The organism is Streptomyces sp. NPDC051136, assembly GCF_044455745.1.
GTDB lineage: Bacteria > Actinomycetota > Actinomycetes > Streptomycetales > Streptomycetaceae > Streptomyces.
The window spans coordinates 168,954-181,159 of sequence record NZ_JBITFE010000005.1; the positions used below are offsets into that span (position 1 = coordinate 168,954).

General features: G+C 71.7%; 10 protein-coding genes. 6 read left to right on the plus strand and 4 right to left on the minus strand.

The window, feature by feature from the left end; translation table 11 throughout:
* Positions 1-163: 163 nt before the first annotated feature.
* From ACIBCJ_RS16040 to ACIBCJ_RS16060, 5 genes are all read left to right on the plus strand, one after another.
* Positions 164-961, plus strand: a complete 798-nt coding sequence (locus ACIBCJ_RS16040) for a PspA/IM30 family protein (RefSeq protein WP_258009197.1) — start codon at positions 164-166, stop codon at positions 959-961.
* Between the two features lie 21 nt (positions 962-982).
* On the plus strand, positions 983-1,267 hold the full coding sequence (locus ACIBCJ_RS16045) for a hypothetical protein (RefSeq protein WP_133888354.1): 285 nt from the start codon (positions 983-985) through the stop codon (positions 1,265-1,267).
* A 207-nt stretch (positions 1,268-1,474) separates the two neighbouring features.
* Positions 1,475-2,716, plus strand: coding sequence for a histidine kinase (locus tag ACIBCJ_RS16050; RefSeq protein ID WP_362101937.1), 1,242 nt, complete (start codon positions 1,475-1,477; stop codon positions 2,714-2,716).
* Positions 2,713-3,396, plus strand: coding sequence for a response regulator transcription factor (locus tag ACIBCJ_RS16055; protein WP_362101940.1), 684 nt, complete (start codon positions 2,713-2,715; stop codon positions 3,394-3,396). Before ACIBCJ_RS16050 ends, ACIBCJ_RS16055 begins: the two co-directional genes overlap by 4 nt.
* A gap of 180 nt (positions 3,397-3,576) precedes the next feature.
* The gene (locus ACIBCJ_RS16060; RefSeq protein ID WP_365980135.1) at positions 3,577-6,693 is read left to right on the plus strand and encodes an efflux RND transporter permease subunit; all 3,117 of its coding nucleotides are present in this window, start codon (positions 3,577-3,579) and stop codon (positions 6,691-6,693) included.
* 87 nt (positions 6,694-6,780) lie between these two features.
* Here the strand turns inward: ACIBCJ_RS16060 and ACIBCJ_RS16065 are convergent, their stop codons facing one another.
* Together ACIBCJ_RS16065 and nadA are read right to left on the minus strand one after the other, a co-directional pair.
* Entirely contained in the window at positions 6,781-8,289 is a 1,509-nt protein-coding gene (locus tag ACIBCJ_RS16065; protein WP_399282594.1) for a DUF4246 domain-containing protein, read from the minus strand.
* 133 nt (positions 8,290-8,422) lie between these two features.
* Complete coding sequence (nadA, locus tag ACIBCJ_RS16070) at positions 8,423-9,607, minus strand: quinolinate synthase NadA (protein ID WP_362101949.1); 1,185 nt, start codon at positions 9,605-9,607, stop codon at positions 8,423-8,425.
* Between the two features lie 280 nt (positions 9,608-9,887).
* On the opposite strand from nadA, the gene ACIBCJ_RS16075 reads away from it, so the two are divergent.
* Complete coding sequence (locus tag ACIBCJ_RS16075; protein WP_133888361.1) at positions 9,888-10,244, plus strand: iron-sulfur cluster assembly accessory protein; 357 nt, start codon at positions 9,888-9,890, stop codon at positions 10,242-10,244.
* A gap of 98 nt (positions 10,245-10,342) precedes the next feature.
* Here the strand turns inward: ACIBCJ_RS16075 and ACIBCJ_RS16080 are convergent, their stop codons facing one another.
* The gene (locus tag ACIBCJ_RS16080; protein ID WP_362505536.1) at positions 10,343-11,875 is read right to left on the minus strand and encodes a hypothetical protein; all 1,533 of its coding nucleotides are present in this window, start codon (positions 11,873-11,875) and stop codon (positions 10,343-10,345) included.
* 112 nt (positions 11,876-11,987) lie between these two features.
* Positions 11,988-12,197 carry a hypothetical protein gene (locus ACIBCJ_RS16085; RefSeq protein ID WP_362101957.1) on the minus strand — a complete coding sequence of 70 codons (210 nt, stop codon included), beginning with the start codon at positions 12,195-12,197 and terminating at the stop codon, positions 11,988-11,990.
* Positions 12,198-12,206 lie beyond the last annotated feature (9 nt).

Below are 12,206 nucleotides of genomic sequence, written 5' to 3' on the forward strand. Positions count from 1 at the left end.
CTCCCTGGGCCGGACGGGGAGCGTGCGCAGTCGTCCTTGGGGATGAGCGCATCCGTCCCCGAACAGTGCGGTAATGGATGCAGGGCCCGTACTGTGGGTTCTGTTGCAGTCGCTGGAGCTGGAGTCGGTCAGAAGGGGGCGCGCGAAGCCCATGAGCGGTGTCATGAAGCGTATGGGGATGATCTTCCGCGCGAAGGCCAACAAGGCCCTTGACCGGGCCGAGGACCCGCGCGAGACCCTCGATTACTCGTACCAGAAACAGCTGGAGCTGCTGCAGAAGGTGCGCCGCGGCGTCGCCGACGTGGCCACCAGCCGCAAGCGCCTGGAGCTTCAGCTCAACCAGCTCCAGTCCCAGTCGGGCAAGCTGGAGGACCAGGGCCGCAAGGCGCTGGCGCTGGGCCGCGAGGACCTGGCCCGCGAGGCCCTCTCCCGGCGCGCCGCCCTCCAGCAGCAGGTCACCGACCTGGAGACGCAGCACGCCACGCTGCAGGGCGAGGAGGAGAAGCTCACCCTCGCGGCCCAACGCCTCCAGGCCAAGGTGGACGCCTTCCGCACGAAGAAGGAGACCATCAAGGCCACCTACACGGCGGCCCAGGCGCAGACCCGCATCGGCGAGGCGTTCTCCGGCATCTCCGAGGAGATGGGCGACGTCGGCCTGGCCATCCAGCGGGCCGAGGACAAGACCGCCCAGCTCCAGGCCCGGGCCGGCGCCATCGACGAGCTGCTCGCCTCCGGCGCCCTCGACGACCAGTCCGGCATGCACAAGGACGACATCCAGGCCGAGCTGGACCGGCTCTCCGGTGGTACGGATGTAGAGCTGGAACTGCAGCGCATGAAGGCCGAGCTGGCCGGGGGCTCCACCGCCGACCGTCAGGCCATCGAGGGCGGCCAGGGTCAGGGCCAGGCCCCGTCGCAGTCCCAGCAGCAGCCGCAGGACACCCCGCGCTTCGACAAGCAGTAGCCCACGCCTAGGAGGGCCGACATGATCGTACGGATCATGGGGGAGGGACAGCTGAAGCTGGCCGACGGCCGGCTCACCCAGCTGAACGAGCTGGACGACGAACTCCTCGCCGAGATGGAGAACGGCGACGGTCCCGGCTTCCGGGCGACCCTCCAGGCCCTCCTGGCCAAGGTCCGCGAACTGGGCGAGCCCCTCCCGGACGACACCCTGGAGCCGTCCGACCTCATCCTCCCCTCCCCGGACGCCACCCTGGAGGAGGTCCGCGAGTTGCTGAGCGACGACGGCCTCATCCCGGGAAGCGCCTGAGAACCCCGGCCAGGCACTCCAGCCGGTGCGGTGCCGCACTGACGCCGGTCAATATGGCGGGCCCGTCTGGGGGCACCCCTCTGGGGGAGTTCGAGGACGAGGCCCGTTCAGGGCCGAAGCGGGGGTCCGGGGGCGCAGCCCCCGGCCAACGCCCACTGAACACCGGCCCCTCAAAAGACACGCCCACTCCGGCTACCGTAAAAACCCGTGAGCACCCTCGCCCGCGCCCGCTGCACCATCGGCGCCCACCCCTCCGCCCTGGACGCCACCCTGGCCGCGGCCGTCCTGCTGTGCATGGTCGCCGGCTCCTTCGTGGACCCGCACGGCCCGAAGGGCGTCAGCTGGAGCCTGCGCACCCCCGACGTCCTCAGCCTCGCCCTGATGACCGCAGGCGCCGCCGCGCTCGCCTTCCGGCGCCGAAGGCCGATGGCGGTCCTCGCCGTCACCGGCGGAGCCTCCGTCGTCGAGAGCGTCACCGGCGACCCGCGGGCCCCCGTCGTCATGGCGGCCGTCATCGCCCTCTACACCGTCGCCGCCTCCACCGACCGGCCCACCACCTGGCGGGTCGGCCTGCTCACCATGACCGTGCTCACCGGCGCCGCCATGCTGGCCGGGCCCCTGCCCTGGTACGCGCAGGAGAACCTCGCCGTCTTCGCCTGGACCGGCATCGGCGCCACCGCCGGGGACGCCGTCCGCAGCCGCCGCGCCTTCGTGCAGGCCATCCGCGACCGGGCGGAGAAGGCCGAGCGCACCCGCGAGGAGGAGGCCCGTCGCCGCGTCGCCGAGGAACGCCTGCGGATCGCCCGCGACCTGCACGACGTCGTCGCGCACCACATCGCCCTGGTCAACGTGCAGGCCGGGGTCGCGTCGCACGTCATGGACAAGCGGCCCGACCAGGCCAAGGAGGCCCTCGCCCACGTACGGGAGGCCAGCCGCAGCGCACTGGACGAACTGCGGGCCACCGTCGGGCTGCTCCGCCAGACGGGCGACCCGGAGGCACCGACCGAGCCCGCCCCCGGCCTGGCCCGCCTCGACGAACTCGTGGGCACCTTCCACCACGCCGGACTGCGGGTCGAGCTGGCCCGCACCGACCAGAACACCGAGCTGCCCGCCGCCGTCGACCTGGCCGCCTACCGCATCATCCAGGAGGCGCTGACCAATGTGCAGAAGCACGCGGGGCGACAGGCGAAGGCCGAGGTCAGCGTCGTACGGGTGGGGCCGAACATCGAGGTGACCGTGCTCGACGACGGCACCACCGAGGGCGACGCCGCCGACGCCCCCGCCGAGGGCGGCGGGCACGGTCTGCTCGGGATGCGCGAGCGCGTCACGGCGGTGCGCGGCACCCTCACCACCGGTCCCCGCTACGGAGGCGGGTTCCGCGTGCATGCGATCCTTCCGGTCAGGAACCGCACCGACGCCGCCACCGACGCCATCGAGGACCCCGTATGACGATCCGTGTCCTGCTCGCCGACGACCAGGCGCTGCTGCGCAGCGCCTTCCGGGTGCTCGTCGACTCCGAGCCCGACATGGAGGTGGTGGGGGAGGCGTCCGACGGGGCGGAGGCGGCCCGGCTGGCCGCCGAGCGGCGGGCCGACGTGGTGCTGATGGACATCCGGATGCCCGGCACGGACGGTCTCGCCGCCACCCGCATGATCAGCGCCGACCCGTCCCTCGCCCACGTCCGCGTGGTCATACTGACCACCTTCGAGGTGGACGACTACGTGGTGCAGTCGCTGCGCGCCGGCGCCTCCGGCTTCCTCGGCAAGGGCTCGGAGCCCGAGGAGCTGCTCAGCGCGATCCGCGTCGCGGCCGGCGGCGAGGCGCTGCTGTCGCCGACCGCCACCAAGGGCCTGATCGCCCGCTTCCTCGCCCAGCAGGGCACCGACGACGGGGACCGCGACCCGGCCCGCGCCGAGCGGCTGGAGTCGCTGACCGTGCGGGAGCGGGAGGTGCTGGTCCAGGTGGCCGGCGGGCACTCCAACGACGAGATCGCCGAGCGCCTGGAGGTCAGCCCGCTCACCGTGAAGACACACGTCAACCGGGCCATGGCCAAGCTCGGCGCCCGCGACCGTGCCCAGCTGGTCGTCATCGCGTACGAGTCCGGGCTGGTACGTCCGAGGGTGGAGTGACCTACGCCTCCGTGTACTGCGGAGGGAGTAGGCGCGGGATAAGGAAATGGACCTGGGGCCTAGGGATGCGGGGCCGTCCATGGCTCAGGGTGTTGGGGTGGGCGCTCACCTGTGTCGCCCGCGCCCGGCGCTGCCATGTGCCCCGTCCCCCGCTCGGCCACAGAAGAGAGACCCTGATCCATGTCCTGGCTGTCGAGATTCAGCCTCGCGCAACGGGCCCTGATAGGGCTGATGTCGATCGTCGCGCTCGTCTTCGGGGCGATCGCGATCCCCCAGCTCAAGCAGCAGCTGCTGCCCACCATCGAACTGCCCATGGTGTCGGTGCTGGCCCCGTACCAGGGTGCCTCGCCGGACGTGGTCGAGAAGCAGGTCGTCGAGCCGATCGAGGACAGCCTCGAAGCGGTCGACGGGATCTCGGGCGTCACCTCCACGGCCAGTGAGGGCAACGCCGTCATCATGGCGTCCTTCGACTACGGCCCGGACACCCAGCAGCTGGTCGCCGACGTCCAGCAGGCCGTGAACCGGGCCCGCGCCCAGCTCCCCGAGGACGTGGACCCGCAGGTCATCTCCGGCTCGACGGACGACATCCCGACCGTCGTCCTCGCCGTCACCTCGGACAAGGACCAGCAGGCGCTGGCCGACCAGCTCGACAAGACGGTCGTCACCGAGCTGAAGGACATCGACGGCGTCGCCCAGGTCGTCGTCGACGGCGTCCGCGACGTCCAGGTCACCGTGACGCCGGACCCGGCGAAGCTGGCCGCGGCCAAGGTGAGCCCGCAGACGCTCGCCCAGTCCCTCCAGGCGGGCGGCGCGACCGTCCCGGCCGGCTCCTTCGACGAGGCGGGCGCCAACCGCACCGTCCAGGTCGGCGGCGGCTTCACCTCGCTGAAGCAGATCCAGGACCTCATGGTCACCGGTGAGGGCGTCGACAAGCCGGTCCGCCTCGGCGACGTCGCCACCGTCAAGGAGGAGGAGGCCAAGGCCGACTCCCTGACCCGCACCAACGGCAAGCCGTCCCTCGCGGTCGCCGTGACGATGGACCACGACGGCAGCGCGGTCTCCATCTCGAACGCCGTCGAGGACAAGCTCCCCGACCTGCGCGAGCAGCTCGGCTCCGGCGCGACCCTCACCGTCGTCAGCGACCAGGGCCCGGCGGTCTCCAAGGCCATCTCCGGTCTGACCACCGAGGGCGGGCTCGGTCTGCTCTTCGCCGTCCTGGTCATCCTGGTCTTCCTGGCGTCGATCCGCTCCACCCTGGTCACCGCGGTCTCCATCCCGCTGTCGGTGGTGCTGGCGCTGATCGTCCTGTGGACGCGCGACCTGTCGCTCAACATGCTGACGCTGGGCGCGCTGACCATCGCCATCGGCCGCGTCGTCGACGACTCGATCGTGGTCCTGGAGAACATCAAGCGGCACCTCGGCTACGGCGAGGAGCGCAAGGACGCCATCCTGGGCGCCGTCCGCGAGGTCGCCGGAGCGGTCACCTCGTCCACCCTCACCACGGTCGCCGTGTTCCTGCCGATCGGTCTGGTCGGCGGCATGGTCGGCGAGCTGTTCGGCTCCTTCAGCCTCACCGTCACCGCCGCGCTGCTGGCGTCCCTGCTGGTGTCGCTGACGGTCGTACCGGTGCTGTCGTACTGGTTCCTGCGGCCCCCGAAGAACACGCCGGAGGACGCGGCCGAGGCCCGCCGCCTCGCGGAGGAGAAGGAGGCCAAGAGCCGCCTCCAGCGCTTCTACGTCCCCGTCCTGCGCTTCGCCACCCGCCGCCGGCTGACCAGTGTGGCCATCGCGGTCGTCGTGCTGGTCGGCACCTTCGGCATGGCGCCGCTGCTGAAGACGAACTTCTTCGACCAGGGCGAGCAGGAGGTCCTCAGCGTCAAGCAGGAGCTGAAGCCCGGCACCAGCCTCGGCGCGACCGACGAGCAGGTCGAGAAGGTCGAGAAGCTGCTCGGCGGCACCGAGGGCGTCAAGGACTACCAGGTCACCATCGGCTCGTCCGGCTTCATGGCCGCCTTCGGCGGCGGCACGGACACCAACCAGGCCTCTTACCAGATCATGCTGGAGGACTCGGCGTCCTCCGAGGCCGTCCAGGACCACATCGAGGACGGGCTGGCGAAGCTCGGCGACGGCATCGGCACCACCACGCTCGCCGCCGGTGACGGCTTCGGCAGCCAGGACCTGAGCGTCGTGGTCAAGGCCGCCGACGGGCAGGTGCTGCGCGACGCCGCCGAGCAGGTCCGCAAGGCGGTCGCCGGGCTCGACGACGTCACCGACGTCACCAGCGACCTGGCGCAGAGCGTCCCGCGCATCTCGGTCAAGGCCAACGCGAAGGCGGCCGGGGCCGGTTTCACCGACCAGACCCTCGGTGCCGCCGTCGCCCAGGCGGTGCGCGGCACCCCGGCGGCCAAGGCGACCCTGGACGACACGGAGCGCGACGTCGTCATCAGGTCGGCGCAGCCCGCCCGGACGATGGCCGAGCTGAAGGCGCTGAACCTGGGCCCGGTCAAGCTCGGTGACATCGCCACCGTGCAGCTGGTGGACGGCCCGGTCTCGATGACCCGGATCGACGGGCAGCGCGCGGCGACCGTCACCGCCAAGCCGACCGGCGACAACACCGGCGCGGTCAGCGCGGACCTCCAGTCGAAGATCGACGGCCTGGACCTGCCGACCGGCGCCACGGCCGAGATCGGCGGCGTCACCGCCGACCAGGACGAGGCCTTCGTCAACCTGGGCCTCGCCATGCTCGCCGCGATCGCCATCGTGTTCATGCTGCTGGTCGGCACCTTCCGGTCGCTGGCCCAGCCGCTGATCCTGCTGGTGTCCATCCCGTTCGCGGCGACCGGCGCGATCGGCCTGCTGATCGCCACCGGCACCCCGATGGGCGTCCCGGCGATGATCGGCATGCTGATGCTGATCGGCATCGTGGTCACCAACGCCATCGTGTTGATCGACCTGATCAACCAGTACCGCAAGCAGGGCTACGGCGTCGTCGAGGCCGTGATCGAGGGCGGCCGCCACCGGCTGCGCCCGATCCTCATGACGGCACTGGCGACGATCTTCGCCCTCCTCCCGATGGCGCTCGGTGTCACCGGTGAGGGCGGTTTCATCGCCCAGCCGCTCGCGGTGGTGGTGATCGGCGGTCTGATCACGTCGACGCTGCTGACCCTGCTCCTGGTGCCGACGCTCTACGCCATGCTGGAGCTGCGCAAGGAGCGGCGCGCGAAGAAGCGGGCGGCGAAGAAGGGCCTGCCCGAGCAGTCGCAGCCCTCGCAGGAGCCGGAGCCGGCCCAGGTCTGAGACCCCCGGCACGGCGAATCCGCCGGTACGACGAAGGGCGCCCCCGTGGACTCTCCACGGGGGCGCCCGCGTTCGCCCGCTCAGTGCTCAGTGCTCGCACAACGAGAACTCGCGCTCGTAGAGCTGTTCGTTGTGCTCGTCGACGAAGAACTTGCGTTCCCGCATCAGCTCTTCGCGGAAGGCCCTGGCCTGTTCCAGCGTCATCGTCGAGGTGTCGGACCAGGGCTGCTGCGGCGGCACGTCGGAGGTCGAGACGATCGTCTGCGAGGGGTCGACCAGGAAGAACGCGAGGATCTTGCGGTGCCCGGGCCGGGTGGGGTCCGCGAGGCGGAACGAGTCGACGCGGTGCTGCAAGACGTTCGGGAACGCCAGGCAGCGGCCCGCCGGGGTCGACGCCGATCCCAGCACCTGGTTCAGCGCATCCTCGTCCTCCAGGCCGTAGACCTCACGCAGTCCGTTGTCGTCGTTCTGCTCGTAGTCGGGATCGTCGAGCGCCGTCCGGAATCCCAGCCGGCTCTCGGTGATGTTCTCGCTGTCCCAGTAGTAGATGCCGGTCGAGACGATCCGCTCGTTCAGCATCCCCTCGACATGCCAGGAGCCGCCCGCGTACTCGGGCCGGTCCGGGGTGAGGTGGACGGTGGCGAGCTTGACGATCACCTGGAGACGGCGGCCGCGCAGGTCGACGCGGGCGGACGCGTCGGGCACCTCGGGCGGGGTGAAGTCCGGGGCGTCCGGGACGACCGGGCGGCGGTTCTCCCACCAGTCGTCCTGCGCCTTCTCCGCGGCGAGGAGGGCGGCCTTGTAGGCCTCGTCGTCGTCGAAGGAGGCCCTGTCCGGGTCCTCCGGCTCCGAGTCGTACCAGCCGTAGGGGTCGGCCTCGATCCGCGGCGGCCGCGGACGGCGCAGGTCGGTGAGCACGTTCTCCAGCAGTGGGCGCATGCGCGCGAAGACGTCCGGCAGGACGGAGGCCAGTGCGCGATGGGTCTCGGGGTGGACGTTGTTGACGTACGAACGGAAGGTGACGGCGCCGTCCTTGTGGACGTCGACGTCGGTGGGCAGCCACTGGAACCGCTCCGAGAACTCGTGCCGGGAATACCGGTCCGTCGGGTTGTGCCAGGCCCGCTCGGGCGCGCCGCTCACGTCCTTCACCAGGCAGAACAGTGAGGGATGCACCAGGTCGAGCACCTGGCCGCCGGACCCGGGATGCCAGTCCCGCTCCGCTTCGGGGACCTCCTCCAGCACCCGGACCGCCTCGCGCAGCCGGGTCCGCAGCGCGTCGTCGACCAGGGTGTCGGACTGCCACACCCCGTCGACGGCGGACACCTCGACGCCGGTGCGCGCGTCGCGCAGCGCGGCGTAGTGCGCCAGTTCGGCGAGCACGTAGCGGACCTGGGCCTCGGTGAGACCCTGGTCGACGGCTTCCCGGGTCCACCTGGCGACGATCTCGGGGTCGTTCATCTTCTCGAACCACCCCGGCTTCGCCCGGAGGTGGGCGCTGCACCGCATCATCTGCAGTTCCCGCAGGGTCCGGGGCGTCGCGAAGGGTATGGAGCGGGAAGCGTGAAAGGGCAGCGGAAAAGCAGACAGGCCGGTCAACTCCGGGTCCTCCCAGTCGGTGTAGGCGGCGGGAAGCCTACGGCAACGCACCGACACCCGAGAGGGGAGACGGCGCGGGGCCGCCCGGAGGAAGCCCTCCGCGGCGGCCCCGCGTCCCGACCGGGACCGGCGGCTACGGCAGCGCCAGCATCCGCTCCAGTGCCAGCTTCGCGAACGCCTCCGTCTCCCGGTCGACCTCGATGCGGTTGACCAGGGTGCCCTCGGCCAGCGACTCCAGGGTCCAGACCAGGTGCGGCAGGTCGATGCGGTTCATGGTCGAGCAGAAGCAGACCGTCTTGTCGAGGAAGACGATCTCCTTGTCCTCGGCAGCGAAACGGTTCGCCAGGCGGCGGACCAGGTTCAGCTCCGTGCCGATGGCCCACTTGGAGCCGGCCGGGGCCGCCTCCAGGGCCTTGATGATGTACTCGGTCGAGCCGACGTAGTCCGCCGCCGCGACGACCTCGTGCTTGCACTCGGGGTGCACCAGGACGTTCACGCCCGGGATGCGCTCGCGCACGTCGTTGACCGAATCCAGGCTGAAGCGGCCGTGCACCGAGCAGTGTCCCCGCCACAGGATCATCTTCGCGGCGCGCAGTTCCTCCGCGGTCAGCCCGCCGTTCGGCCGGTGCGGGTTGTAGACGACGCAGTCCTCCAGGGACATGCCGAGGTCGCGCACCGCCGTGTTGCGGCCGAGGTGCTGGTCGGGCAGGAAGAGGACCTTCTCACCCTGCTCGAACGCCCAGTTCAGGGCGCGCTCGGCGTTGGAGGAGGTGCAGATGGTGCCACCGTGCTTGCCGGTGAACGCCTTGATGTCCGCGGACGAGTTCATGTACGACACCGGCACGACCTGCCCGGCGACCCCGGCCTCGGTCAGCACGTCCCAGCACTCGGCGACCTGCTCGGCGGTGGCCATGTCGGCCATGGAGCAGCCGGCCGCCAGGTCGGGCAGGACCACCTTCTGGTCGTCCGAGGTCAGGATGTCGGCCGACTCCGCCATGAAGTGCACACCGCAGAAGACGATGTACTCCGCCTCCGGGCGCGCCGCCGCGTCCTTGGCCAGCTTGAAGGAGTCGCCCGTGACGTCGGCGAACTGGATGACCTCGTCGCGCTGGTAGTGGTGACCGAGCACGAAGACCTTGTCGCCGAGCTTCTCCTTGGCCGCACGGGCGCGCGCCACCAGGTCCGGGTCGGAGGGCGAGGGCAGGTCGCCGGGGCACTCCACGCCGCGCTCGCTCCTCGGGTCGGCCTCACGGCCGAGGAGCAGCAGGGCGAGGGGCGTCGGCTGTACGTCGAGCTCCTGGGTTTGGGCGGTGGTCACGACACGCACCCTTTCTCTTTTTCGTCGACCCTTTTCGTCGAACTGACGCTATATATCATAACCGGTTCACGTCACTTTGACGATGGCCATAGTGTCGGTGTGACGTGAATCCCGGTGTCCGATCCGTCGTCCGTCCACAGCCGCTGACCGCCGGCGGAGGCGTGTGCGAGCATTAAGGGGGCGCCGAGGACAAAGACTCGGTCCCGCCCGGAATGAATCCGCGGCTCCGTCGGTTGAAACCGTCGGCAAGCAGTCTCCGTACAACCCGGGAGAGATGTAGATGTCCGTATCGGACGAGACCACCACCGTCACCGACGGCATCATCCTGACCGACGCCGCCGCGGCCAAGGTCAAGGCCCTGCTCGACCAGGAAGGCCGCGAGGACCTGGCGCTGCGCGTCGCCGTCCAGCCCGGCGGCTGCTCCGGCCTGCGTTACCAGCTCTTCTTCGACGAGCGCTCGCTCGACGGTGACGTGGTGAAGGACTTCGGCGGCGTCAAGGTCACCACCGACCGCATGAGCGCCCCGTACCTCGGCGGTGCCACCATCGACTTCGTGGACACGATCGAGAAGCAGGGCTTCACGATCGACAACCCGAACGCGACGGGCTCCTGCGCCTGCGGCGACTCGTTCAGCTGACCGGCCGGTCCGCCGCGAGGCGGCGGAACGCGCGAAGGGCGGCGGCCCGGGATTCCCCTCCCGGGCCGCCGCCCTTCCGTCGTGTGAAGGGTGCGGTGTCACCGGCCCCGGGACGGAGCCGGCAGCCGCGCGCCCGGCTTGTGCACCGGGACGTCCTCGCCGTCCGAGCCCACGACCGCCCGGGCGCCGAGCGGCTCGTCCAGCGGCACCGTCCGCTCGTACTCCTCGGCGATCAGGACGCAGACCTTGTCCGGATGCGGGGTCTCGGTCACCGTGACGGTCACCTTCCCGCCGCTCTCCTCGGCCTTCGCGTCGTAGTCGGAGCACACCCCGCCCGTGAAGTGCACGGTCAGCTCGCCGTCGGCGGCCGTGTAACCGCTCACCCGCACGTCCCGCGGCTTCCCGGGCTTCGACGTCGGTTCGCCGGACGGGGAGGGCGAGGGGGGTGAGGCGGGGGCCGCCGTCGTCAGGTACTTCGGGTCGACCGCCGGATGGGTGACCGTGACGGTGCCGTCCGCGCCCGGCGTCCGCACCTCGAACAGCCAGGACGGCACCAGCGTCTGCCGCCCCCGCACCGGATGCGCGGCCAGCCCGAACACCGCGTCCTCGACGGTCGCGGTCCGCTTCTTCCCCGCCCCGGGCTGCTCCGACGGGCCGGTCGGCGGCGTGCACGGCACGTCGGCCGGGTCCTGGCGCGGCGCGGACCCGGTGCACCCGCCGACGCCCCCGACGGATCCGGCGCCCGCCCCCGGCTCGTTCAGCAGCGCCAGCGTCCGCCCGGCGTCCAGGACGGGATACGTGTCCCCCTTGACCGGCGTCTTCACCTGGCCGTTGCCGCCGACCACCTCGCCCCGCGCGCCGACGACGATCCCGGTGGTCCAGCCGTACGTGGGCATCCCGCCCACCTCGGGCGCCGCGTTCACGGCCCGCCGGGCTCCCATGACCCGGCTCGCGTCCAGCTTGGCGTCGTCCTGGCCCAGCGCCTTCAGCACGGGCGCCGCCGCCTTCTCGGCGGCCGCCTCGCCCACCGGGTCCCCGCCGGCCGAGGGGGCCTTGCAGGCGGCGCCCTTCTTGCAGTCGTCGGTGCCGGGCGCGTAGCGGTGGAAGGTCCAGGTGCCCGGCGCCCGCCGGTCCACCGTGAGCAGCGGACCGGAACCGTCCGCGGCGTTGCCGGCCTGCCACGCCCCGCCCCGGGCGCGGGGGGCGCCCTCGATGCCCAGCGCCTCGGCCAGCCGGGTCACCTCGGCCTCGGTGACGTCGCCCCTCGCCCGGTACACGGGCGCCGAGCCGGGACCCTCGGGGAGCGGGCCGTCGGCGCGGTAGGTGACGCCGTACGGGTCGGGTTCGCCGGGCGCGATGCCGTTCGAGCCGCCCTCGGGGGACGACGTCCCGTGGTCGTCGAGGGGGAGCGGCGGGGGAGTGTCGTCGCCCGCGGCCCCGGACGTCGTACCGCCGTCCGGGTCGTCGCCGGTGGCGGACGTGGCCAGGTAGGCGCCGCCGGCTCCCACCAGCAGCACCGCGGCGGCCACCGACGCGACCGCGACCGCCCGGGGACGCCGCCGCGCGGGACGCCCGGTGCCGGCCTCGGGGGCGGCGTCGGCGTCGTCGTTGTCGGGTCGCTCGGTGTTCACCGCATCGCTCCTTCGGCTGGTGCTGAGGACAGCGATGGGACGCGGTGGACCGGGATCCGGTTCCCGGTACCGGCGCGGATCGCCCGAACGGCCCCCGGGCCGGCCGGGGCGCTCAGTCGCCGTAGTCCGACATCGCCTCCAGCAACCGGGCCGAGGCCGGCGGCACCCGGACGCCGTGGATGAGGGCGAGCGGCACCGGCCGGGCGAGGACGTGGGGCGGCGGCGACCAGCGCGGGGTCATCCGGGCGCAGTCACCGCGCAGCGACTCCAGATCGCCGTCGAGGTCGGCCGGGGCGGGGTCGGCGGTCCGCAGATTCGTCATGACAGAACC